Below are 22,706 nucleotides of genomic sequence, written 5' to 3'. Positions count from 1 at the left end.
GTGCTCTGCTACGCCCGCTTCGCGGCGGGCCAGCTCCAGCTCATCGCAGTGCCATCTCCAGCCCGGTCCTGTGTCTGTTCCAGCGTCGCCGCCGCCATTCCGGCGTGCTCGTCCGCGCCGGCGAGCCAGACCAGCAGTTCGCGGCCGGTCTCGTGGTGTCGCTCCTCGTCGGCGCCGATCTTCGCGTAGGCCTGGCGTATGTCGTCGAATGGGACGCCGGCCAGCTCCTCGATCGCCGCGGCCGAGTACCCCTCGTGGACGATGTTCACGTCCAGCAGCGCCCCGAACGGGTTCCCGGCCTCGACAGCGGCCAGCAGCTGCTGCCAGCCGCGTTCCTCGGCCAGCGTGGCCGGCAGCTCGCTGACCTTCTGGTCGATCTGCGACTGGAGCTCGACCGGCACCAGGCCGCGCAGGATGACGAAGTGCCGGGCCTCGTCGGCGATCTGGTTGGTGACCTGCGCGAGGATGCGGGCGGGCAGAAGGTGCCCGGCCTTGGCAACCACGGCCGACAGCTGCAGAACGAGCTTGAGCTCGTCGACGGCACGGTCGCCGATCCAGGCGCGCAGTTCGCTCTCGCTGACACGCAGGGACCCGTCGGGGTGGAAGAACCCCTCCCGGATCTCCCTCCGGACCTTGTCCTTCGAGGTGTCGAACTTCTCCAGGGCGATGTCTATGGTGGCCACTACCTACCTCCTCGGCTCGGATTGCCTCGACTCCATAGCGCCACATCGCTGCCACGCTGCGAAGTGGTTGGATGCGGACAACAGAACTGTCCGCATCGAGACCACAGGTGGGGAAAGGGGGCGCGTGGTGAACTTGCCTGGCGGGAGGCGAAGGCATGGATCATGTGACGATCCGTTCGGAACGTGCCGGCGACGAGCCGGGGATCGCCGCGGCGCACATCGCCGCATGGCTGGCGAGCGTCGAATCGGACGGGGCTCGAGTCATGTGCGTCGACGAGAAGGACTGGATCCAGCAACGCCGGATCCGACTTGCCGGAATCGATGGGCCCACGACCCTCGTCGCCGAGGTCGGGGATGCAATCGTTGGCCATCTGACCTGGGGCCGCGGGCCTGGCGGACGCTCCTCTGCGCACCGCATCTGGTCTTGTTACGTCGATCCCAGCTACTGGGGTAGCGGCGTCGCTTGCCGCTTGATAACCGTGGCGCTTGCCGAACTGGCCGGTGTCGTCGTGGACCTCGAAGTCCATGGAGACAACCTGCGCGCCCAGCGCTTCTACGAGCGGCACGGCTTCCGCAACTGCGCTACTTCGCATACCGGCGCTCGGGGGCTGATCCGCTACCTGACCAGGCCCGGCGCGTCTGGCTTGCACGCTGCGCAACCAGATGGCACGATCTGCGTATGCAGTCGCGCGAGCTCCGATTTACCAGCCCCCGGATGGCCGGCGGGCAACTCGTGTCGCTCTGAAGTCTCTCCAGCGCTAAGAGCGCGGTGAAGTCGACGCCCCCGGCTCCGTCCGGGGGCGTTCTGCTGTCTCGCCACTTCACCCACCTCCTTCTGCAGAACGGACACTCATGGCTGCCTCCCCAACCGGGGCCGATCTCTTGTCCCAAATCGCCGTCGCCGTCACCGAAGCCGAATCCGGCATCCACGGCGCCGCCTCCTTGGCCGACCTGGATGCCGCCCGTCGAGGTGCCGTAGGGAAGACCGGATCACTCATGCTGCTCCGTCGGGCGATCGGCGGCCTGGACCCCGACGCCCGGCGCACCGTAGGCGAGGCGCTGAACCACGCCCAGCGCCAGGTCAGCGACCTGTTGATGGTGCGCGAGGAGGAACTGCTCGACTCAGAACCGGCGCTGGATGTGCCACTGGACGTCACCCTCCCGGGCCTGCCGCCGTCCAACGGGAGTCTGCACCCCACGATTCAGCTGATGTACGACCTCAACGACGCGTTCGCCGAACTGAACTTCGAGATCTACGAAGGCCCCGAGATCAGCTCGGAGGCGCTGGAGTTCGACGCGATGAACTTCCCCGCCGACCACCCGGCCCGCGAAAGCATGGATACCTACTGGCTCGCCAGTTCCGAAGGCAAGCACGGCACCGAGCGGCTGTGCCTGCGACCCCACCTGACGGGCGCGAGCGTCCGGTACATGCGCACACACACCCCGCCGTTCCGGTTCGTCTACCCGGGCCGGGTCTACCGCAACGAGAGCACGGACGCTCGCCACGAACGCGCGTTCTTCCAGTACGAGGTACTGCTTGTGGACAAGGACGTACCGCTGACCGCCGGGAAGTTTCTCGTCGACACGATCCTGGACACAGTCTTCGGACATCCCGTCAAGACTCGCATGCGCACCGGCTTCTTCCCATTCGTCGAACCAGGCTTCGAGATCGACATGCAATGCCAGGTCTGCGGCGGCGACGGCTGTCGTACCTGCCGTGGCGTCGGCTGGCTGGAGGTCATGCCCGGCGGGAGCCCTCACCCCAACGTGCTCCGTGCCGGCGGCTTGGACCCCGAAAAGTGGACCGGCTTTTACGTCAACGTCGGCCTGGACCGGCTGGTCATGATGCGCTACGGCATCGACGACGTCCGGCATATGCACAGCGCCGATCTCCGCTTTCTGAGCCAGTTCGTATAGACAGGGACACCACGATGAAGATCTCTCTTGAGTGGATCTCCGATTACGTCGATCTCCCTGCCGGACTGTCTGCCGAGCAGATCGCCCACGATCTGACGCTGAAGACGGTCGAAGTCGAGGACGTCGTCGCAACACCCGCAGGTGATCTCACTGACCACATCCTCGAGATCGACAACAAGTCGCTGACCAACCGCCCAGACCTTTGGGGTCACTACGGCATCGCCCGCGAGCTCGCGACGATCTACGACGTCCCTCTCCGAGCGCTGCCTAGCGCTCCACTTCCCAACCCGGTCGACGGGCTCGTGGCCGATGTCGACCCGGCGCTGTGCCAGCGGATGGCCGCAGTGAACCTCGCCGTTCCTGCCATGCCGGCAGACGCGCCGAACTGGATGCGCGAGCGGCTGGAACGCATCGGCGAAGCCTCCGTCGGGCTCCTGGTCGACATCAGCAACTACGTCATGTTCACAACCGGTCAGCCGAACCACGTCTACGACTCGGACGCCATCACACTTCCGCTTTCGGCTCGGGCCAACGGTGCGACTTCTCAAACGAAACTGCTGTCCGGCCCGGCGGAGCTCATCGCTTCGACGCCGGTGATCGCCGATCAGACCGGCCCGGTCGGCGTCGCCGGCATCATGGGAGGCGCCAACTCAGCCGTGACTCCGGCAAGCCGCCGCTTCCTCATCGAGGCTGCGACATTCCGCCCCCAGCCGATCCGCCGGGCCTCCCAGCAACTTGGCATCCGTAGCGAAGCCTCGGCCCGCTTTGAGAAGGGCCTCGACACCAAGCGCGTCGATCAGGCGCTTGCCCTGTTCCTCGCACTGATCACCACTATCGCGCCGACCACGCAACTGCTCGGAGCGCAGGACGTGGAACTCGAAGCCACCGCTGCGGCCATCGTAGATGTCACCGAAGGCTTCCTCGCGGCCCGCATCGGCACGCGCCTGCCAGATGACGAAGTCCGCAACAGTCTTTCCCGGCTCGGTTTCGCCGTCACCTCGGATAGCGGTCGTCTCCGTGTTATCGCGCCCACTTGGCGCTCCACAGGCGACATCTCACTGCCGCACGACATTGTGGAAGAGGTTGCGCGCATCCACGGCTACGACAACCTCCCGGTCGCGCCGCTGACTGTCTCGCTCAACACCAGTCGCAGCCTCCACCAGCGTGGCATCGACAGGCGAGTGCGCGAGCAACTCGCCGTCCGCTGCGGCATGCAGGAAGTCGTCACGTACCCATGGAGCGGTGACGGCATGCTCGCTGCGACGGGTTGGGACAAGGCCGGGCTTGTCCAGTTCGACGGCGCTCCAGCGCCCGACCACGACACACTGCGCCCGTCGCTCGTCCCGAACCTCCTTGACGCCCTTGTCTCCAACCTGCGATACAGCAGCTCCTTCAGCATCTTCGAGGTCGGCACGGTCTTCCCCGGTGGGAAACCCACTCCCTATCTCGGAAACTTCGAGGACATGCCTCCACAGGGCAAGCGAGCCGCCGGCGTCTTGGTCGGCGCCGACGGCGTCGTGGTTTTCCGACAGCTAAAAGGCATCGTGGAATCCTTGCGCCGCTACGCACACTTGGTCGACCTCGACTTCGCCCCCAGTGCGGATGCCGCGTGGGCCGATCGCGCCACCAGCCTGACAATCACGGCTCATGGGGGCGCCGTCGGCGCGCTGGCACTTGTGTCCAAGCGCACGCGCCGTTTGGCTGGAATCGCGGCTGAGCAGCAGGTCGGTTGTTTTGAGTTGAACCTAGCGTTGCTGTCGGCACACGCTTCACGCGACAACCGCTATGAGAAGCTCTCCGAGCTGCCCGATTCCGAGTTCGACCTCTCGGTCCTGCTCGCCGATGACGTTCTGTGGACGCAGGTCTTCACGGTCGTACGCGGCGCCTCTCGGTACGTTCACGACGTCGAATACGTTGACGAGTTCCGCGGCTCGTGGGTCCCCGAAGGCCACCGCTCCCTGACTCTGCGCGCCAGGCTCCGCCCACAGGATGAAACGCTCACTGCGCAGATCATCTCTTCGTCTCGATCGGCCGTCCTCGATGCCCTCGGAAAGGAACTCGGCGCCCGGCTGCGCGACCAATAGCGCTGCCTGGCGGTCCATGTTGGCTAACCCCGGCACGCGGACACTTGAGGTGTCCGCATGCCGCACGGGCCTCTACTCGCCCCCGAAAAGCAGGACTCTGACATTCTGGATCCGTCAGGGACCATTCGGGTCTTGCGGACCAGACGGCTTGAGGGGCGGCGCCAAAATGGGAAAGCAGCCTCGGCAGCTCTCACCCCACGTCTCGCTAGAACACTTCATCGGCGCAGAGCTACGCCGCTTCCGCACGCAGCACGGCCTCTCCCACAAACAAATCGCGGCTCGTGTGCACGTCAGCGCAGAACTGATAGGACGGATCGAGCGGGCGGAACGGCGCCTGTCAGCCGAGCTTGCCGTCGAACTGGACGGCGTGCTCGAAACCGATGGTGTGCTTGTCCAGGCGGTTCTGCAGCGATCACCTGTCCGTTCCGCCGCGTCACGGCGCGCCAACCCGCTGGACCCTGTGACTGAACTCGGTTCGCTGGTCAGGTTGGACGTCGGCGAGGCCGCAGAGATCCTCGAGCGAGCGACGATGCGTATCGCCGAGTACCCGAACCACGCTCCGACAAGCTTGTGGTTCGAGACCCAGCGCGACCTCCAGGCAGCCACGAAGCTCCTGCGTGGACCTTCGAGCCTTCGAGCACACCGAGCATTGCTGGGCGGAGTCGCAATTCTCGCGGGGACGGCGGCCCACCTTCTAATGGACCTTGACGATCGTCCCAACGGGCGGCGTTACCTGGAGCTTAGCCACGAGGCAGGACGGGACTTGGAGGATCCCGGGCTTCTCGCGTGGTCGTTGGGGATGGGGGTCATCGACTCGTTAATTGACGCGGACTTTGATCGATCCGTCCGAATGTCGGAAGAGGCGGCAGCGTTGCCAGTCCAGTCCCGCAGGCAGCAAGCGTGGCTAAACGCCCTGCGGGCCCGTGCCTATGCAGGCGCTGGGGAGGAGCACGTCGCACTGTCTGCCTTGGAACGCGCGTATGCCGAACTCGAAGCGGCGGAGGAGCCTACCGCGCTGGCATTCTTCGACGAGGCACGGCTGGAAGGAATGGCCGGGACTACCCAACTGCTCCTTGGCCGGCCTGCTGACGCGGTGCGAACAATCGACGCTGCGATTTCGAGGCGCGATCGCGAGGACGTGAAGGGCATCGCTCTTCTCATGCTCGACCAAGCTGAATGCCAGATCCACATCGGCGACCCCGAATCTGCCGTTGCACGGATCACTGCTGCTGTCGAGCTGTCAGAGAAACAGATGGTCGCTCCGATCCGCGCACGTCTCACGATCCTGTGCCGCCAGCTGGCACGATGGTCACAGACGGCCGCAGTCATGGGACTCGAAGGACTGCTCACGGCGTCGACGCTACCCGTCGGAAAGGCATAGCTATGCGCTGGAAGGTCCACGGCACTCGCGAGATCTACGACAGCGCGTGGGTGCGGCTCCGACTTGACGACGTTACGCTGCCGTCCGGACTGCGGATCGACCATCACGTCATCGAGTTCCCCAAGGCGTCCGTCGGTGCTGTAGTTACGGATACCGACGATCGCATCCTTCTGTTGTGGCGGCATCGTCACATCACCGACGCTTCGGGCTGGGAGATCCCCGCCGGCTGGGCTGAGCCGGACGAAGACCTGGCTGAGGCAGCGCGGCGCGAGGTCCTGGAGGAGACTGGCTATGACGCTGAGCACCTTACGAAGCTCACTGTCTACCATCCCCTCAGTGGTATTAGCACCATGACCTACACCGTCTTCCACGCTACAGAGGTCACGAAGATCGGTGAGCCCGAGGTTGATGAGGCTGACCGCGTTGCCTGGTTTACCCCAGCCGAGGCTCGAGCACTTCTCGCCAAGGGCCAGGTCCCCGATGGCCCGAGCCTGACTGCACTCGGTATGTACCTCGCGACAACGGCTGGCTGAGTGGCAGGCCGAACGGACTTGCTGAGCTGTTCGCAGCCTATGGATTCGGCGGTCCTAGGCGGGTTCTAAAGGTGACAGGACTTCGCTCAGTTGGCTAAGGGAGTCGATTCGCCAGTCGGCGTGGTTCGTGACCATTGGGTCTTCCGCCCAAAGGTAGCCCCAGGGTCCGCGGCGAAGGTGGGCCGTGCGCAGGCCAGCGGCCTTCGCGGGAATGATGTCGTTGGCGGGGTGGTCGCCTACGTACACGATCTCGTCGGGCTGGCCAGGGGCCCAGTCGATGAGTCGCGTGAAGAACTCAAGGGCGGGTTTTGCAACATCCCACTCTCCTGAGGTGGCGATGGCATCGACGGGGAGGTCAAGTGCCCGCAACAGTTCAGCGGCCCGGACCGTCTGGTTGCCCGCGACGCCGACCCAGAAGCCTGCCTTGCGGAGGGAGGCTAACGACGGCCGTACGTCGGGGTAGAGATCCTGCTCGGAGATGGATTCGCCATGGCCGGCAGCCTCGCGCGCGGCCCGCTCGGCCTTCAGGTCGAAATCGGGCCGGATGAGTGTCAAGGCATACGCGTTGTCATGGCCTAGCGCAGTCACCGCGCCGACGAGCGCGGCGAGGGTGTGATGAGGAACGCCGATCCACTCTGCCCAGGAGCTCCAGAACGTCGAGTCGTCCATGAGGGTCTCGCCCACGTCGAAGACGACAGACCTGATCGGCATACATACCTCCAGTGGACCATGTCGCAGAAGGTGCACAGTAGAACACGTCTAGTGCAGGATACGATGGCCGCTGACCCTCGGCGGACAGGGGAGCCTGACGTGGTGTCGCTCGATGATCTTGGTGATCGGTTGCGCATCCTGCGCCGGCTGAATGACCTGACGCAGCGCGAGCTTGCCGCTGCTGCTGGCGTTTCGAAATCACTGCTGAGCAAGGTGGAGACGGGACAGCGTCGGGGTACCTGGGATTTGGCCGTGGCCGTCTCGGAGGCGTTGAAAGTCGACCCAGCTGTGGTCCTTGGCATCGCTACTGATTCACCAAGTGCTACGGACCGAATATCGGCCTGCCTACCTGAGCTTCGCAGAATCATGGCTGACTACGACTGTCCTCCTGACCTTGGGCGTTCCCTCCAGCCCTTGGAGGTTCTGGCTGGCGAGGTCGACAAGGCAGGCAAGCTGCGATTGCAGTCCGGCTACGCAGCGCTGGGGCTGATGCTTCCATCCCTGCTGGAGGAACTGACCGTCGCAGTACACACGTACTCGGGCACCGAACGGGAACGTGCCTTCGGCCTTCTGGCACTCGGTTACCGCAGTGCGGATGCTGTCGCGCACAAGTTCGGCCACCACGACCTTTCCACGGTCGCGATTGACCGGATCCGATGGGCAGCCGAACACTCCGGCGACGAACGGATGGAAGCTACTGCAGCCTACGTTCGAGCAGAGTCCTTCTTCATCGCGGGTTCGGTTGAGACTGGACTTCGCTTGCTCGCGACCGCTGGAGAGCGGATCTCGCGGCAAACCATCACGGACAGGAAGGCCGCAGCGGTCTACGGCTCCTTGCACGCACGAGCGGCGGTGCTCGCGGCCTTTGGAGGTAAAGCTTCGGCAGCTTGGACACATCTGGAGATCGCCGATGGCATGGCAACCTTGATCGGAAAGGATGTGAAGTACTTCCAGACTAGCTTCGGGCCGGCGACGATGAAGGTTCATGAGGTCGCCGTAGCGGTTGAGCTTTCGGACCCAGATGAAGCACTGCGGCGTAGCCGCAGCTGGTCGCCGCCCGACGACCTTCCAGCGGAAAAGGCAAGTCATCACTACATCGACCTCGCTCGAGCCCACGTCTGGCGCAATGAGTTCGACCAAGCTCTGTCCTGCCTGCAACTCGCGCGAGTTCGCGCTCCTCAACACACCCGGTCCCACCCTGGCGCCAGAGAAGTAGTCACTGCCGTGACCAGGCGATCTCGGCGACCGTCTGATGCCGCTCGTGGCTTCGCGCTGTGGCTCGGCGTTTCGCCTTGAGCGGAGACGGCATCGCTTGACCGTTTCTTTACCAACATCGCGTCGATGTGGCACAGCTGTGAAACATCACGGCTTCACCAAGCGTGATCCTTTCATCACCGGCTCGTGGGCGGTCCGTGAGCACCGAAACTGATGGGGATGGCGATGGCGCAGCGGCTTCGACCCTTGACTCCGGAACTCTCGCCTCGTCACCGCTTTGGGTTTGAACTGCGAAGAATACGGCTTGCGCAAGGGCTTTCGTTGGCCGGCCTCGGCGGAAAGATCAACTACAGCGGCGATCTCCTCGGCAGGGTCGAGAAGGCGGAGCGTCGGCCTTCTGCTCACTTGGCGGAGGCTCTCGATAGGGCGCTCGGCGCTGACGGAGAGCTGATTCAGCGATGGCAAGCCGTGGGAGCTGAGGCAGAGGAAGGCGCCGCCCTGGTCTGCTCGGGATGCCAGCGAGCTACGTCGTAGCACCCTGTCCTCAAGAGTCCAATACCGCCGTCATTGCGCACCTCCAATCCAGGGAATTCATTGCGATCGGTCTGTCTTCCAGAGTGACCGCAAGCGGTCCGGGTCGAAAGAACTGCAATGCGGACAGGACGACTGTCCGATTCCGAGGTCTTCCTTCCGAGGGAAGAAGGCGGGTTCGATAGCCAATGCAACCGGCGCGAAGCACCATCTCCACGTACCGCAGCGTGCGCGGATTCGAAATCGAGGAGTGGCCATGGGAAGGGAGGGGACGTTCGTGGCAATCAGCGTGGGTGCAGCCCGTATCGCGGCTCGGAACACTACAACGGCAGCGCGTGAACTGGATGCGCATTCGACGTGCCAGCAGATCGCACGAATGTCCGCTTGCGAGGCAGTTGGGGCTGGGCAGCATGTTGGCGGCCAGCCTGGGACAGCCCCGGTGTTTTGGTCGTGGACTTCCGCGGGCGCGACGGCGAGGTGCAGGGTGATGGCTGAGACGGACGGCGTCCGTTGGAGCGCTTTCCACACGGAGATCGTGGCGCTATGCGGCTCTCGCTCTGCCGAGGCGATACAGCAAGCCGAGATGGACCTCTCCCTGGCTGGGAAGATCGTGCTGGCGCCGTTCGCGCTCGCGCACCTGGCGCGTGCCGCGATTGGCCAGAAGGAACGCGCCGTGCTGGACGGCCTGCATCCCGCCAAGATCGACCTGGCGGACGAGATAGTCGTAGTCAATCCCGACGGCTACCTTGTCGAGTTTGGCTACGACGAGATCGTTTATGCACTGAGCCTCGGAAAGCCGGTGTCGTTCGCTGAGGCGCCGGTGACGATGCGACTGAGGTCGGAGTTCTTCGACGCCATGCTGGCCGGCACTAAGACCGTGGAGGTCCGACGGCTGGACTTCAAGCGGTCGAGGGTTCGTCCGGCTCATGCCCTTCGTTTCGAGTCGGAGGATGGGCGGAGTCTGCTGGCGCGGGCCATTGCGGTTGCCAAGGCGCCGACGCCGTCGTCGCTCATTGAGAGTGTCGATCCCGAGTGCGTGGTTCCCGGTGCTGATCGCGAAGATCTGATGGCGCTCCTGGACGAGATGTACCCGGGCATCGCCGGTAGCAGTACCCCGATGGTCGCGATCACTGTGTCAGTGCTTGGGGAGGAACGTCGACCGTCGCTGGTTCGGAACTACAGGCTGGCTTCGGGCGGTTCGGTCACATGGTCCGACTCTCTGCCACCTTCGATCCCGGTAGCCGGGGCCGCCGGGTGGCTCGTGGACCGCTTCGACGGACGCGTACTTGTGCGGTGCGAGGCCGACGAGGAGGCTGACCGTAGGTTTAGTCTGCCCGGTGGCCGAATCGAGGAGGCCGACGGTGACGACCTCGCCGTGACGCTAGCGCGGGAAGCCGCGGAGGAGTCGCAGGTCGAAATCGACCCGAAGGCTGCAGTGCTTCTTGGCTACCAGATCGTAACGGGGCATCCGAGACGTCCTGGCGCTCATGCCAAGGCGCGGTTCCTCGCCCCGATCAGCCTGTACGAGCCGATCGGGCCAGACCCCGACGATCCTCAAGGTCGCACCTTCCGACGCTTCATGACCGACATCGATCGGGCGGTAGAACTTCTCGGGGATCGCAGTTGTCAGTGCGAACGTAGCGCGGTTCGGGCTGCGGCCCGCGCGTTGGGCTTGCCGGTGGACGACCCGGCGCCGGAGGGGTTCCGCGACGGTGGAGATCCCGGTCCGCTGGACTTCGGTGACAGGCAGGCCCGGCTATGACTCCCGCGGCGGTGGCCCCGCTGACCCAACGTCGCGACACAGTCGAGGGGCTGTCCGGTCCTTTGTACGATCTTCCTGCGCGAGTGTTGAGCGTCCACAGTCCTGCGCTTTCCCTCGGGATGTGCCGCTGTGGGCATCGGTGGCCGTGTCAGCCGTTCGTGCTCGCGGTGGCTGCGATGAGTGAGCTATGACTCCCTCTGCAGCGAAGACGCGATCCGGTCGTCTGATTTGGGATACGGCCGGGCCGGATCGTGCGCTGGCTGTGGCGTGTCAGGACATCGCCGCCGAGCCGGCATGTGACCGCCCGCGAGCTGCTGGCCGGCACGGACATGAGGTGGGACCTTCGCTGTCACCGCATGCTGATCCTGGCTCAGACCGCCGCAGACACCAGAGCTGCCAGCAGTTGGTCTGCCGGTCGGCCCTGGACCACTGGCACGACGGCGCTTCAGGAGAGGATGCAGCCATTCAGGCGTGTCGAGCGCACCGTCGACGGTATCCCCGGACGCCCTTCAGGCCGTTGCCCGCGGCGACGTTCTGCTCCCGTGCTTGGAGGGAGCTCCGTGAGCCGCGCGCGTAGCGGCCGGTCGCTGCCCAGAGAACTGATCTGGTCGGCGACTGGCCCGGATACCGAGCTGGCCTCGGCGTTGCAAGATCTGGCCGCCGGGCGGTTTATCGCCGCTGGTGATCTGCTGGCCGCTGGTGGCGATATCGGCTCCGATCTACGTTGTCATCGGCTGATGCTGATGGCGCCGCCGGCCGCTGTGAGCCGCGCGGCTGAGCGTTGGCTGGCTGAGCGGCCGGATGAGTGTGATGCCTGGGCATTGCATGCGCGTGTCGCCGTGTATCGGGCCGTTCGGGCGTATCGAGAACAGCAGCCGGCGTCGGGTGCGCTGGCCGAGGTCGCGCGGCGTGTCTGTATCGGTGCGGCCGAGCGTTTCTGGTGGGATCCGGTTCCCTGGGTCGCACGGTTGCAGCTTGCCTGCGTGCCGCAGTTCCGCGGGGGTTCAGATGCCATGGATGATCCATATCGACTGATCGAAGATCTCTCGCGGCGGCATCCTTTCAGCCGCGAGGGTTACCACCGGCTGCTGGCGGCTGTCGGCCCGGATGCAGGCGGTTCGATGATTGCGATGATCGATGCCGCACGTGTTGCGGCATCCGTGGCGCCAGCCGGTTCCCCGCTGCACCTGTTGCCGTTGTTGGCGCATCTGAAGTCGTTCCAGCGAAACGCGGCCTCCTCCTTTAACGACCAGGTGTTGTTCGCTGATCGGGAGTGGTCCACGGCGCAGGCCAGGGGTGAAATTGACGACGCGTATCAGAACTGGTTCGCCGCGCCCGCGCGCGACCCCGACGAGGTGCTGCTGCCGGACCTGCATCTGCTCGCGCACGCTTTGTGGAAGGCGAGCATGTTCGCCGAGGCCGCCGAGGTCCTGACCGAGATTGGCCCGTGGGCCTACCCGGTGCCGTGGTCGGCGCACGGCGATGGCGCCACCTTCTTCAAACGGGCCCGGGACCGCTGCCTGGGGCAGCCTCGCGCTGGCTGATCTCTCCTTCCATACGACCGAGGCGCCGCAGCACCCCCTCCTGCGCCGTCGCCGGGCCGTCACTGCCCGATTCGGACTGCGCCCACCGCAAGCTCACCCCTAACTCGACTATCCCTACGGAGATCACCATGAAACCCAGATCGTCATCGTCCACGTCGCGCCGCCACGGCGCCTCCACGTCGTCCGGCACTGGGGATGAGCAGCTGCTGGAGCAGCTGGGCTACAAGTCCGTCCTGGCCCGCCGGGTCAACGCCCTGGGCAACATGGCGATCTCGGCCGCGATCATCAGCCCGATCACCGGGATCTTCTACTCGGTGTCGCTGGTGATGATGGCCGGCGGCCCGGCGGTGATGGTGTGGGGGTGGCTGGCTGCGGGGCTGCTGGTGCTGGTCGTCGGCCGTTCTATGGCTGAGATCAACTCCAAGTACCCGACGTCGGCGGCGCTGTACTACTGGTCCTCGGCCCTGGCCAAGCGGCACAAGAAGGGCTGGAGTTGGTTCACCGGATGGCTCAACTTCTGCGGCCAGATCGGCGGCACCGCCGGCGCCGACTACGCCGCGGCGGTTTTCATCCAAGCCTTGATCGCGCTGCAGTGGCCCTCCTACAACCCGACGCCTGGCAGCACCCTGGCGATCTTCGGGGTGATCCTGCTGGTCCATGCCGCAGCAAACACCCTGGCGGTGCGTACCGTGGCCGTGCTGAACAAGGTTGCTGTCGTCTGGTTGGGCGTGGGGATCCTGGTGATCGCCGGCTACCTGGCGGCGGCGCCGGAGCACGCCAGCGCCTCGTTCGCGTTCGGCCACTTCGTCAACTCAACCGGCTTCCGCTGGAGTTGGTACGCCGCGGCAGTCGGGCTGCTGCTGCCGATGGGCACCTTCACCGGCTACGACGCCTCCCCACACCTGTCGGAGGAGACCACCGGCGCGGCTTTGGCCGCCCCGCACGGCATCGTTCGCTCCATCAAATACTGCCTGGTCATCGGCCAGGTTCTCGTTGTCGCCCTGGCGTTCTCGATGACGCACTACGACACGCAGGCCTCTGCATCGAACCCGCCGCTGCAGATCCTGCTGGACGCCGGCAGCCCGACCGGCGCCAAGCTCATCATGGTCATCATCATCGGCGCGATGCTGTTCTGTGGCCTGGCGAATCTGACCTCGAACAGTCGGCAGATCTTCGCGTTCTCCCGCGACGGTGCGATCCCCGGCGCGACCTGGTGGCGTCGGGTCTCCCGGCGTACCCAGACGCCTGTAAACGCGGTGTGGCTCGCAGCCGGCTCCGCCTTCGTCCTCGGCGTGCCGTCGCTGTGGAACACCACGGCGCTGCCGGCGATCCTGTCGGTGAACGTGGTGGGTATGTATTCGGCATACGGGATTGCGATCTGGCTACGGCTACGCCAGGGGAGACGTTTCGCCCCTGGACCGTACCAGCTGCGTTACCCGCTGCTGAACGCCCGCATCGCGGTGGCCTGGGTCGCCGTGTGCTGTGTGCTGTTTGTTCTGCCAACCGCGAGCCCGATCACCGTCCAGAACTTCAACTACGCAGGCGTCGACCTGGGCGTGGTGCTGTTCATCGCGACCGCCTGGTGGCTGATATCGGCCCGCAAGAGCTACAGCCCGACGGTATACGGCGGGGCCGAGGCCATGGCCGAAGCACAGGAAGCCGCAGCGATATGAGCACCGCCACCCCCGCCCCGCTGCCCAAACGGCGCCCCGGCACCAGCTCGGATCCCGGCGTCGGCACGGCCGGCGAGCTGCGTGTCGCAGTCGCCAGCGCGGATGCCTGCCCGATGCTGACCGAATGGGCTGCGGCGAACTCGTGGTCCCCGGGCGCTCGAGACTTCGAGTGCTACCTGGCTGCCGACCCCGAATGCCTACACATCGGCTACCTCGGGTCTGAACCGGTGTCCGCGGTGCTGGTCGTCAATCACGACGCGGACTTCGCGCACCTGGGCGCGTACATGGTGCTGCCGCAGCACCGCAGACGCGGCTACGGCCGGGCCATCTTCGAGATGGCTTTGAAGCACGCCGGCGCCCGAGCGGTCGGGCTGCACGCGGTCACCGACCAGGTCCAGAACTACAAGCGGTCAGGCTTCAGCCCCACCTACAGCACCTGGCGCTACTCCGGCACGCTGACCCCCGGAGCGGCAGCGCCCGCAGGCTGGATCGTCAGTATCGAGCAGGTCGGCCTCGCCGCGCTGGTCGAGTACGACGCCCGGCACTTCCGTGCCACCAGGCCGGCGTTCCTGCAAGCGTGGATATCCGCGCCCGGGCACATCGCCAGGGTCGCGGTCGACCACGACGGGATCATCGGGTTCGGTGTCATCCGTCCCACCGCGGCTCATGCCCGCATCGGCCCGCTGTACGCCCGCAACACCGGCACCGCCCGCGCGCTGCTGCGCGCGCTAGCCGCCGCCGCACGCGCCTCCACGGTGGCCCTGGACGCACCGGAGACGAACCGGGCGATCGAGCCCATGGCCGCCGAACTCGGCCTCACCCCCGAATTCGAGATGGTCACCATGTACACGCCCGGCCCGATCAAGCCCATCCATCACCCCGGCGTGTTCGCCGTGGCCAGCGCCGAGCTGGGCTGAGGGCACGAAAGAAACCACCATGAACACACTGCAGCCACCAACCGCGGCGGCCAGCGCCGGCCCGCCGGACTCCGGCACACCCACGAGTCCAACAGCACCGCCGCAAGTCGCGGCTCCTGGCCTGCGCAACCGTGATTTCCACCTGGTCCGAGCCACGCCGGCCAACTGGTCGCAGGTCCAGGGTTGGGCAGCTACGGAAGGGTGGAATCCCGGCCACGGCGATACCTCCATCCTGATGCGCACCGACCCCGACGCCTTCAGCACAGGGTTCGTCGGCGAGCGTCAAGCCTCAGCGATCGGCGTCGTCAACTGGGACGACAGACTTGCCTTCGCCGGGATGCTCCTGGTGGACCCAGCACTCCGCGGCATCGGACTGGGCATGGACACCTTCGCCGCCGCGATCGGCCACGCCGCGAACCGCACGTTGGCCGTGGACGCCCCCACGAGAATGCAGGATCGGCTACAGGAGATAGGGTTCGCGGCGGCCTGGCGCATCATCCATTTCGCCGGCCCCATCCCGGCCGCGCGCGCCAGCACCGACCCGCACGTCATCGCCGCCACCGAGCAACATCACGCGCAAATGGCCGCGTTGGACGCAGCGTGCTTCCCGGCCGACCGGCCACGTTTCGTCACCGACTTCGCCACCGCTCGGGAGCGGCACACGCTGGTCTATGCCAACGCCGTCGGCCGCATCTACGGCTACGGAGTCCTTCGCCCCGGCCGCAAGGCGCTGCGCATCGGGCCGCTGTACGCCCAAGAGCACTACCACGCAGCCGCGATCTTCGACGGACTATGCGATCTCGCCCGCCAGGCCGACGCGGTCACCATCACCTTCGACGCGCCCGAACCGAACTATGCGGCCTGCGCCGTGGCCCAGACCCGCGGACTGAACTACGACAGCGACAGCTTGCGAATGTACCGGCCCGGATTGAGCGGTCCCGTCCGCAAAATCGACCTGACCCGACTGTACGGACTAACCGCGGTGGGACTGGCGTGATGAAGGAAGCGCTCGCCTTCATCGCCGCGATCGCGATACTGGTGTTGATGTTCCTCGCCCATCCCCAGACCACGCCCGCCGTGCCTGTACCAGGGCCGACAGTCACGGCAAGGTCGCCGTGAACGGCGGCATCCCCAGCGGCCGATGCCACAGAAGCGCCCTGCACAACGGAGGAGTTGAATGACCGCCAGCGACCCGGCGAGTGACCCGCTCGCTGCAGTCCGACTCGACCTACGACGCGTTCTCGGCGACATCGACGACGTCGTGGACACCGTCGAGAAGTCGCTGCAGATCTACCTCGACCGCGCGGCCAGGGTGATCAAGCGCCGCTCGATGGGATTCCCGAGCGACCGCGGTACGTGGGTGCGCATCGAGTGTCGTGGGCTTGAGCGTCTTGACGGTCAAGGCTGGGGCCTGGAGACCGCTGCTTTCGCCCTCCCTGGCATCCCGATCCCGCGGTGGTACGCTGGCATCTCCTGGCATGACCAGGACCGGCGCGTCATGTGGCGCGCCGACGAGACCCAGCTGATCGAGCAGAAACCGATCGGTCGAGCGGCCTACGCAACCGCGCTGCCGGACAGCTGGTGGGACAAGCTCGATACCGCGCTAGACAAGCTGGCCACGACGAACACAACCAGGCTGGCGACCCCAGACCTGGCACCGATCAGCCACAGGCGTGTCCATGCCGCGATCGCCGACGTCTTTCCCGAAGCCGCCGCAACCATCGAGGAGTGGACGACAGCACACGCAGATCTGAACTGGGCGAACATCCCCGGCGGCCAGTTGTGGATCTTGGACTGGGAGGACTGGGGACGCGCACCCCGCGGCCTCGACGCCGCGAACCTGTGGTTCAGCTCCCTTGCCGCGCCCGGCCTCGCAGAGACCGTCCTGAAGCACCGTCGATCCGATCTGGAATCGCCCACCGGCCGCACGATGCGCCTGCTCAAGTGCGCGGAACTGCTCGCTTGGGCTGACGCTGGTGAGCCGCTGTACAGCCCTGCCAAGCAGGCCGCGCAGCAGTTGCTCGACGCTGCTGCTGCGTAAGCCGATACCGCTCGAAGCAGAACCCGTCGAGCGCCTTCAGCGCTTCTGACTCGGCATCGGCCGCCAGAAGCGATCAGCTACCGCCCATGCGACGCCCGCTTCAGGCGCCTGTGAGAGCGGAAGCGGCGCCGGACCAAGCCGGCACACCCTCCTGCCGCCGGGCCCGTCGCGGCCGGCCTGGTTCTCCGCACAGCCAGGCCGGCCGTACTTCCTCGACGGCTGTCCACCGCACAGGAGATTCTTGATGGTTGCTTCCTTCACGCCGGCGCAGGTTCGTACCGCCGCGCGTGTCCGGGTCGCACTCGACCCTCACACCCGGGATCAAACCGGTATAGGTGACGACCAGCTGTTCAGGCTGTTCGTCGCAGCCGTGGTCTACCGAGCCCTCACCGCCGCCGACGCGGCGGCTCGTGCCTGCGCGGAGACGGTCGGCCCGGATCTGGGGCAGCCGGCTCTCATTGTGCTCGCCGAAAACGACCCGGATACCCCGGCTGCCATCGACTTCGCTACCGGTTGGATCGCCGCCGGCGCCGGAGTCCTCGGTCCCGATCGGGGCGGAGTCGCTGCCTGGTTCCGTGCTGGCGTCCGGATGCCGCCGGCTGTGGTCACGCTCGCCGCCGACATCGGATTCGTTTCGCAGTGTTGGCAGCTCGCAGCCCGTTGTCACGACCCACTGATTGCTGAGGGCGCCCTTACAGTGGCTAGGACGGCCTGAAAAGGATCTGGCCCACATTCAGTGATCGAACTGGCCCCAGTGGGTGCTCGTCTGCCACCATGACGCCGGTGGACATCACAGACTATTGATTTGCTTCTGCCTCACCTGGCATTCGTGCAGATAGAGCGCATCGAGCGTCGCTTCGGGGTCGTGACGTTCGCTGCGCATGTGGTGAGCTCGTCGGCGATGTGTCCGAGGTGCGGGGCGACGTCGGAGCGGGTCCACAGCCGCTACGAGCGGCGTCTGGGTGATTTGCCGATCGGCGCACAGCCGGTGATCGTGGAGCTGACCGTGCGCCGGTTCTTCTGCGAAGGGCCGTGCCCGACGCGCACGTTCGCCGAGCAGGTCGAGGGTCTGACGTCTCGCTACGCCCGCCGCAGCGTCCCGGCGGCCGAGGTGGTGATGCAGCTCGGGCTGATGCTGGCCGGTCGGCCGGCGGCTCGCCTGGCCGCCGTGTTCGGGCTGCCGGTCGGGCGGAACACGCTGATCCGCACGGTGCGGTCGCTGCCGGACCCGCCGATCGGCGCCGTGGAGGTGCTCGGCGTCGACGACTTCGCGGTACGACGCGGCAGGGTCTACGGCACGATCTTGCTGGACATGGCCGACCACCGGCCGATCGACCTGTTCGAAGGACGTGAGGCGGACGACCTGGCCGCCTGGCTGCGGGCCCACACCGGCGTTGAAGTCGTGTGTCGCGACCGAGGGGGCGCCTACGCCGACGGCGCCCGGCGCGGCGCTCCGGAGGCGATCCAGGTCGCCGACCGGTTCCACTTGTGGAAGAACCTCGGCGAGCACGTGAAGAAGACCGTTACCGCGCACCACGGCTGCCTGCGCCAGGCCGCCGACGACGCGATGCGGGAGGCGCAACAGACGTGGGAGCAGCGGCCCGAGGCGGAGGACCTGGCCGCGGCCGCCGCGGCTCGGCGCGTCGACGATACCGTGATCGCCCAGCGGATCAGACGCACCTTCACCGAGGTCCATGAGCTGAAGGCCGCCGGGCTGGGCATCCGGCGGATCAAGCGCGCGACCGGGCTGGCCAAGGCCACCGTCGCCCGCTACTACCACGCCCAGACCGTCGAGGAACTGCTCGTCACCACACGCACCGGCAAGTCGAGCGTGCTGGACGAATACAAGCCCTACATCCACGAGCGCTTCAACGCGGGCGTCACCAACATCAAGCAGATCTGGACCGAGATCCACGAGATGGGCTGCCCGGCCGCCTACGGCACGCTGCGGGACTACATGAAGCCGTTCCGCCAGGTCGGCGTCGCCCCGCCGGCCAGACCCGCGGCGCCGAAGGTCGGCCAGGCCACCACGTGGCTGCTGACACACCCCGACAACCTCGACGAGGACGAGGCCATAAAACTCAAGCAGGTCAAGGCCGCCTGCCCGCACCTGGAAGCGACAGCAGAGTTCGTCGGACGGTTCGCCCACATGCTCACCGAGCTGGAAGGCAACAAGCTCGAAGCCTGGCTGAACGACGTCGACAGCAGCGACCTGCCACACCTGAAGACGTTCGCCAACGGCATCCGCCACGACCACGACGCAGTCCTCAACGGCCTCACCCTCGAACACAATTCCGGCGCTGTCGAGGGCGCCGTGAACCGACTGAAGGTCTACAAGCGGCAAATGTACGGCCGTGCGAACTTCGACCTACTCCGCAAGCGAGTCCTGCTCAGCCCGTGACCAGTTCGATCACTGAATGTGGGCCAGAACCCCTGAAAATGGACCGCGAAGTCGGCCCGAACCTGGACCATTCAGAGCCTGATCTGACGTCTCCAACCGGACCCACCTGTCGGCTTGAATCTGACCCACCTTCGTGTCGGCCGCGATCCGCCCGCAGCTCGTAGGCGGGTCAGATTCAAGCCGACATCGAATGTCCCGGCGGCGACCGCATGGAGCATCAACCGCCGCATGGTTCACGCTCAGGCCGACTTCGTGGTCCATTTTCAGACCGTCCTAGCCATACAGAGGCCACCGCGATCAGCACCATCGGCCTGGCCGCCGCCGAACGTTGTGACGACGAACGAGCCGTCGCCATCATGCACCTGGCCTGTGGCGCCGTAGCCAAACTGGCGGGGCGGCTGAACGAGGCCATAAACCACTACGACGTCGCCATGCCCGTCATCCAGCAGCTGGACGACGCGATCGGACAGGCGAACATCTTTCTCACATTGTTGCCGCGCGCCGTGGCATGGACGTCGTTGACGATGACTACGGCATCAGCCCAGCCGGGGACTCGGATCGGTCCGGTCCTGACACCGGATCGACCGAGCGACGCGTTGAATGCACCCGGCGTGCCGGCCGTCAGTGCACCAATATGAGTTCGTCGTCGCTGCAGGTTGCGTGCACGCGCTTAGCGGTGGCATCGGGCCTGTCGATTTTGAGCGAGTCGGCGTTGATTGCTTTGCCGACCTGGAGTAGGGCCGGTTTTCTCAGCGAAGCTGACAGGGGTGAGCGAGGAATGGTCGGGGAAATCCACGCGCAGCTGTCCGGCCAGGACTTTCACGCCGGTGATCTTAACGATCTGCGGGGTGGCCATGGCCTACACCACACGAGCCGATACGTGCCGTTGTGCGTTGCGGCCGCGGGTCATACCTGGACAATCCCAGGACGGGAGGATCAACATGGCACTGTGTCGTTTCCGTCCACACGCCACATGATCGTTGATCTGGTTCTGTACGCCTCTGGTCAACCGACGCTTGGTCCGTGTGGGTTACCGAACTGCGCACGCGTCGGCATGCTCGTTGCCGCGCGGACTGCCGCCGCTGCGGCCGCGATACGCATCTGTCTGTCTACGCGCGCTGGCAGCCGCCGCGACGGCGGACGGTTGTTGGCGGCCGTGAACACCACCCGGGGCCGGCAGATCGCTGCCCGGCCCGGTGCGACCGGCCGAATGATGGCGGAAGTTTGATGCGACAAGGACCCGGACTTCGATAAATGTCGGCTTGCTGAAGTCTCTCGGCTTGGGTCACTTTGACCATGATCCAATCAACAGGGGTCTGTGGCTCAGGGCTGCTCTTGCCACCTCCGTGCCTGGCAGTCATTGGTCTCCGAACGACGGCCATCGGTCCACCGCCGACTGCGTCCAGGCCGTTCATCCCGCTGGCGGGTCGCCGCCCTTTGGGGTCGGGGAAATCTGCGGCATCGGGTTCCTGAAAACGCCCTCGCACCAGCCAAATCATGCTTTGTCATAGAAACGTTTCGTGCGATGTCGTCGCCGGCTGGTGGGCGCTGAGTCGCCTCGTCCACTTGGAGATACACGAGCTCGAAGGAACCGCCCGCATCCTCCACGAGCCGGCCGGCGCCGCAGGCGGCGAGGTCGGCCAGGTTTCCCTTGAGATGGGACCACAGCTGCCGGTGAACGTCGTTGAGCAGGGCGATGCAGGCGAGCTCGACGGGCTGCGTCATTCCTCCTTACCCCCCGGGGCTGGTACACCTGTAGTCGATAGAACTACTGGGCGCACCCCTGCCGCCAGGCGAGGATCCCGGCGATCCGGGCACGCCAGGGCTTTGCATCACTGCGAGCCTGGCTTGCGAGCTTGCCGACAGGTGGGCAGGCCGCTTCCACAGTGCTCCTTCGTTAACCAGCGCCTCGGCTACGCAGGCCTGACGTCGCTGATAGACGGACCTCGGCTAGAGTCGCAGCAGCTTGCCGATCTCGGCCCGCGCGACGTTCACCGCGAACGGTTCCGCAGCCTGCATCCGTACCGCGTCCCGCCGTACTCACTCGTTAGCGGTGAGCCCACCGCCCTGCGTATACCGTTACGAGGCTCCGTTGCCGCACCCATCTTGAGGGCAACCGGATCACCGGGCGTAGGCGCCTCCCGATACTCTGCAGAGCCATTTGAGGAGGAATAGGGGTGTATCAACTGTCGCGTTTTGAGTCGGCGATGCCTTGCACCTCGATGTCCAGGACCGCGATCAAGGCTTGATTCTGTTGTTGACAAATACAACGCTTCCTTCGGCATCCGTTTCAGTGCAGTGATTGTGCGGTTACGCATTCAGCGGACCAGTCGGCACCGCTCGCAACTACTACTGGTCGTGCTGTAATATCCGCTCAAACGCCCGAGAAGACCAGAGCCGGTATTCGGTCACTTTGAAACACGGCCAGGCTCGTCACTCGGCGAGCGTCGCGGAGTTTGGCGGGCGCCGCGGCCATATTCGGGCTGGCTGCGTTGGGGGCTCATCGGTGGATGATCTGCTACAGGTGAACGCGATCGTTGGCGCGGCGGCGGCGGTGACCGCCGGGCCCGCGTTGGTCGCATTGCGTACGTGGTCGGCCACGAAGTCGGAACGGCGGGACAAGCCAGAGTTCGCCACCGTCGAGGCGGCCGTCCAGCTGCCTGACGATGCTGCATTGCTGCTCGGCGATTCGGGCTCTGATGGTTTGAGCGACGTAGACGCATCCGCTGAATCGGCCGCGCGGTTGATTGCGTGGGCGGAACGCGGGAAAGCGCTGCGAAAACAGCAGGATGAACTTTACGTAAGAAGCTTGAGCAATGCTGGCCGCAATGAGAGTGCGACGTTCTGGGCGAGTCTCGTCGCGGGCCTGGTTTGTATGGGTTTCATCATCTTCGGAGTGGAACTCGCCTTCAGCGGGAAGGCGCAGCTGGCCGCGGTCAGCGGCGTCGCGAGCCTGTTGCCGGCGGCTTTCGGCAAGCTTCTCTTCTCCCAGTCGAAGAGCGCCGCGCAAGCCGCGGCGGCTGCCCGCAAGAGTCTGACGGCCAACGCCGAACGCGCTGAGCGTATCAGTGGCTTGATCGGCATCGCGGCGCTCGTCGGCGACGAGGCGAAGCGGCAACGACTGATCGTCCTGGCGGCGCTGCTTCAAGCGTTTCCGCAAGCCAAGCTCCAGGATATGGAAGCGATGGCCGACCGGATGACCGGATGACCAGACCGCCGGGCGCGGAACGGGCTCAGTGGCGGACGAGGCTGGTCCGGGGGCTGTCTCAGAGGCTGGGGTCGATCGTTGCGGACCAGTTCGCAGCTCGCGGCG

Annotated in this window: 18 protein-coding genes; 16 read left to right on the top strand and 2 right to left on the bottom strand. The window is 65.7% G+C overall.

The features are described 5' to 3' along the window. Positions 1 to 8 precede the first annotated feature (8 nt). Positions 9 to 683 (bottom strand): hypothetical protein, encoded by a 675-nt coding sequence (locus tag GWK61_RS03315; RefSeq protein WP_194904753.1) that lies wholly within the window; start codon positions 681 to 683, stop codon positions 9 to 11. A gap of 155 nt (positions 684 to 838) precedes the next feature. Between GWK61_RS03315 and GWK61_RS03310 the strand changes: the two genes are divergently transcribed. From GWK61_RS03310 to GWK61_RS03290, 5 genes are all read left to right on the top strand, one after another. After that, positions 839 to 1,456 (top strand): GNAT family N-acetyltransferase, encoded by a 618-nt coding sequence (locus tag GWK61_RS03310; RefSeq protein WP_194904751.1) that lies wholly within the window; start codon positions 839 to 841, stop codon positions 1,454 to 1,456. A gap of 79 nt (positions 1,457 to 1,535) precedes the next feature. Further along, positions 1,536 to 2,600 carry a phenylalanine--tRNA ligase subunit alpha gene (locus tag GWK61_RS03305; RefSeq protein ID WP_194904749.1) on the top strand — a complete coding sequence of 355 codons (1,065 nt, stop codon included), beginning with the start codon at positions 1,536 to 1,538 and terminating at the stop codon, positions 2,598 to 2,600. A gap of 14 nt (positions 2,601 to 2,614) precedes the next feature. Continuing rightward, positions 2,615 to 4,684, top strand: coding sequence for a phenylalanine--tRNA ligase subunit beta (locus GWK61_RS03300; protein WP_194904746.1), 2,070 nt, complete (start codon positions 2,615 to 2,617; stop codon positions 4,682 to 4,684). 166 nt (positions 4,685 to 4,850) lie between these two features. Next, positions 4,851 to 6,065, top strand: coding sequence for a helix-turn-helix domain-containing protein (locus GWK61_RS03295; RefSeq protein WP_194904743.1), 1,215 nt, complete (start codon positions 4,851 to 4,853; stop codon positions 6,063 to 6,065). Between the two features lie 2 nt (positions 6,066 to 6,067). After that, positions 6,068 to 6,598, top strand: coding sequence for an NUDIX hydrolase (locus GWK61_RS03290; protein WP_194904741.1), 531 nt, complete (start codon positions 6,068 to 6,070; stop codon positions 6,596 to 6,598). A gap of 54 nt (positions 6,599 to 6,652) precedes the next feature. Here GWK61_RS03290 and GWK61_RS03285 read toward each other — a convergent pair whose 3' ends face one another. Beyond that, complete coding sequence (locus tag GWK61_RS03285; protein ID WP_194904739.1) at positions 6,653 to 7,309, bottom strand: HAD family hydrolase; 657 nt, start codon at positions 7,307 to 7,309, stop codon at positions 6,653 to 6,655. Between the two features lie 99 nt (positions 7,310 to 7,408). Between GWK61_RS03285 and GWK61_RS03280 the strand changes: the two genes are divergently transcribed. The 11 genes from GWK61_RS03280 (at position 7,409) to GWK61_RS03230 (ending at position 22,601) form a co-directional block, all read left to right on the top strand. Then, the gene (locus GWK61_RS03280) at positions 7,409 to 8,605 is read left to right on the top strand and encodes a helix-turn-helix domain-containing protein (protein WP_194904737.1); all 1,197 of its coding nucleotides are present in this window, start codon (positions 7,409 to 7,411) and stop codon (positions 8,603 to 8,605) included. 132 nt (positions 8,606 to 8,737) lie between these two features. Continuing rightward, the gene (locus tag GWK61_RS60545) at positions 8,738 to 9,058 is read left to right on the top strand and encodes a helix-turn-helix domain-containing protein (protein ID WP_369125545.1); all 321 of its coding nucleotides are present in this window, start codon (positions 8,738 to 8,740) and stop codon (positions 9,056 to 9,058) included. A 484-nt stretch (positions 9,059 to 9,542) separates the two neighbouring features. After that, complete coding sequence (locus GWK61_RS03270) at positions 9,543 to 10,817, top strand: NUDIX domain-containing protein (protein WP_194904733.1); 1,275 nt, start codon at positions 9,543 to 9,545, stop codon at positions 10,815 to 10,817. A 560-nt stretch (positions 10,818 to 11,377) separates the two neighbouring features. Further along, the gene (locus GWK61_RS03265; RefSeq protein WP_194904731.1) at positions 11,378 to 12,361 is read left to right on the top strand and encodes a hypothetical protein; all 984 of its coding nucleotides are present in this window, start codon (positions 11,378 to 11,380) and stop codon (positions 12,359 to 12,361) included. Between the two features lie 128 nt (positions 12,362 to 12,489). Continuing rightward, on the top strand, positions 12,490 to 14,034 hold the full coding sequence (locus tag GWK61_RS03260) for an amino acid permease (protein ID WP_194904729.1): 1,545 nt from the start codon (positions 12,490 to 12,492) through the stop codon (positions 14,032 to 14,034). Beyond that, positions 14,031 to 14,951: a GNAT family N-acetyltransferase gene (locus tag GWK61_RS03255; RefSeq protein ID WP_194904727.1), complete on the top strand. Its 921-nt coding sequence runs from the start codon at positions 14,031 to 14,033 to the stop codon at positions 14,949 to 14,951. Before GWK61_RS03260 ends, GWK61_RS03255 begins: the two co-directional genes overlap by 4 nt. Positions 14,952 to 14,970: 19 nt before the next feature. After that, positions 14,971 to 15,948, top strand: coding sequence for a GNAT family N-acetyltransferase (locus GWK61_RS03250; RefSeq protein WP_194904725.1), 978 nt, complete (start codon positions 14,971 to 14,973; stop codon positions 15,946 to 15,948). A 180-nt stretch (positions 15,949 to 16,128) separates the two neighbouring features. Beyond that, positions 16,129 to 16,992, top strand: a complete 864-nt coding sequence (locus GWK61_RS03245; RefSeq protein ID WP_194904723.1) for a hypothetical protein — start codon at positions 16,129 to 16,131, stop codon at positions 16,990 to 16,992. Between the two features lie 805 nt (positions 16,993 to 17,797). After that, on the top strand, positions 17,798 to 19,393 hold the full coding sequence (locus tag GWK61_RS03240; protein WP_228561670.1) for an ISL3 family transposase: 1,596 nt from the start codon (positions 17,798 to 17,800) through the stop codon (positions 19,391 to 19,393). A gap of 209 nt (positions 19,394 to 19,602) precedes the next feature. After that, complete coding sequence (locus GWK61_RS03235) at positions 19,603 to 20,031, top strand: hypothetical protein (protein ID WP_194904721.1); 429 nt, start codon at positions 19,603 to 19,605, stop codon at positions 20,029 to 20,031. 1,868 nt (positions 20,032 to 21,899) lie between these two features. Next, the gene (locus GWK61_RS03230) at positions 21,900 to 22,601 is read left to right on the top strand and encodes a TRADD-N-associated membrane domain-containing protein (protein WP_194904719.1); all 702 of its coding nucleotides are present in this window, start codon (positions 21,900 to 21,902) and stop codon (positions 22,599 to 22,601) included. Positions 22,602 to 22,706: the final 105 nt, after the last annotated feature.

Origin of the sequence: Catenulispora rubra (assembly GCF_015356825.1) — a bacterium.
Lineage (GTDB): Bacteria > Actinomycetota > Actinomycetes > Streptomycetales > Catenulisporaceae > Catenulispora > Catenulispora rubra.
The sequence above is the reverse complement of the archived record's forward strand: the minus strand, read 5'-3'. Positions and strand labels throughout refer to the sequence as shown.